Annotated in this window: 2 protein-coding genes; both read left to right on the top strand. The window is 48.5% G+C overall.

The genetic code is table 11. The features are described from left to right. A partial coding sequence (istA, locus tag J2T58_RS11050; protein WP_253490031.1) for an IS21 family transposase occupies positions 1 to 953 on the top strand: 953 nt, incomplete at its 5' end. Further along, a complete protein-coding gene (istB, locus tag J2T58_RS11045) occupies positions 950 to 1,714 on the top strand; it encodes an IS21-like element helper ATPase IstB (protein WP_253490030.1) in 765 nt (254 codons plus the stop codon). The genes istA and istB, both read left to right, overlap by 4 nt. Positions 1,715 to 1,799 lie beyond the last annotated feature (85 nt).

Below are 1,799 nucleotides of genomic sequence, written 5' to 3'. Positions count from 1 at the left end.
ATATAACGCCCGCCATCCTCCGTTTCGAAACAGCGCCAGGCAAACAAATGCAGGTGGACTGGGGTGAATGCGGGAGCCAGGAGATAGATGGCAGAAAGAGAAAGATCCACGCCTTCAGTGCCGTCCTCGGGTACTCACGAATGCGCTACATGGAGTTTACTCTTTCAACGGATGTGTACACACTGATCCAGTGCCATAAGAACGCATTCGATTATTTCGGAGGGATTCCTGAAGAAATCCTTTACGACAACATCAAGACAGTCATCATCAAACGAGCCATCCGGGCCAGGGATCATACCTGGAACGCAAAATTTGAGGATTTCTTCACCCATCATGGATTTATCCCCCGTGTCTGTAAGCCCTATAACCCTCAGACCAAAGGAAAAGTCGAGAATTCCATCAAATTCATGAAGAAAGACTTTCTCCTTGGCACCAGGTTCACCTCATTCCCAGACATGGACCAGAAGCTCCTCCAATGGTGTAACCGGGTCAACAGTGAGATCCATGGCTCCACCCATGAGATTCCCTATGACCGGTTGAAAGAAGAGACTCTTACCCCTCTAGGTCTGATCAAGCCGTATATCATTCGCCGTGAGGAAACACGGAAGATCCTACGAGATGCTTACTTCTCATATAACGGAACCCTCTACTCCGTTCCATACCAGTATGCGGGTCAGACAGCACTTCTCGAGCTTGAAGGTACAACAATAACCGTCAAAATTGGATCTGAGGTGATCTGCACTCACCAGGTGGCTCCCTCTTCCACAAAGAAGGTGAGAGTAAAAGAACATTTCACCGGCCTGCAGAAAGAGGCGAGGGCGAATAACTCCAGAAAGACACAATTTGCACAGGATGCCCGGCATTCACAACCGTTCTTCGAGATTGTATATCCTGATGTCGAAGAGCGACCGCTATCGACGTATGATGTGTTTGCAGGCGAGGTGGGGCCATGAGCGGTCTTGTGTATGAACGTGTCCATCACAACCTGGAGACGCTCAAACTGACAACGATCAAGGAGATGCTTGACAACAGCCTTGAACATGCGGCAAAAGAGGGGAAATCCACGCTGGAGCTCCTTGATTATCTTCTTGAGCAGGAGGTGAAAAGCAAACAGGATCACGCCCTCTCGATCAGGATGAGGATGGCAAGTTTCCCGGTTGAGAAGCGGCTTGACGATTTTGATGTGGCGTTTCAACCCTCTCTTGATCCGTTGATCATCAAGGATCTTGCATCTCTCCGATTCATCCATAATGCGGAGAATGTCGTCTTCCTCGGACCCCCCGGTGTTGGAAAAACGCATCTTGCTGTAGCATTGGGTTATGAAGCGGTAAAACAGGGTTTCCGGGTGTATTATGCGAATGCATCACAGCTCATTGAACGGCTGATGAAAGCGAATCGGGAGAATAAACTGGAAGAGAAGATCAAGGCGCTTACGAAGTTCCATCTTCTCATTATCGATGAGATGGGGTATCTTCCATTCACGAGTGAAGGTGCCCATTGTTTCTTCCAGTTGATATCCAGGCGGTATGAGAAGTCTTCGACGATCTTTACCTCGAACAAGTCATTCGGTGAATGGGGCGAGATATTCGGGGATCATGTGATTGCTGCGGCAGTACTGGATCGAATCCTCCATCACTGCACGACATTGAATATCAAGGGTGATAGTTACAGACTGAAAGAGCGGCGGCGACAGGGTCTGATCCCCCATGTCTGAAAGGGTTGTATAACAGAGGTTTTATGTTGTTGAAATGAGCATTTTTATTCCGCCACTTTTGGGCACTTTGATCCCGCCATTTACA

Origin of the sequence: Methanocalculus alkaliphilus (genome assembly GCF_024170505.1) — an archaeon.
Taxonomy (GTDB): Archaea; Halobacteriota; Methanomicrobia; order Methanomicrobiales; family Methanocorpusculaceae; genus Methanocalculus; species Methanocalculus alkaliphilus.
The sequence above is the reverse complement of the archived record's forward strand: the minus strand, read 5'-3'. Positions and strand labels throughout refer to the sequence as shown.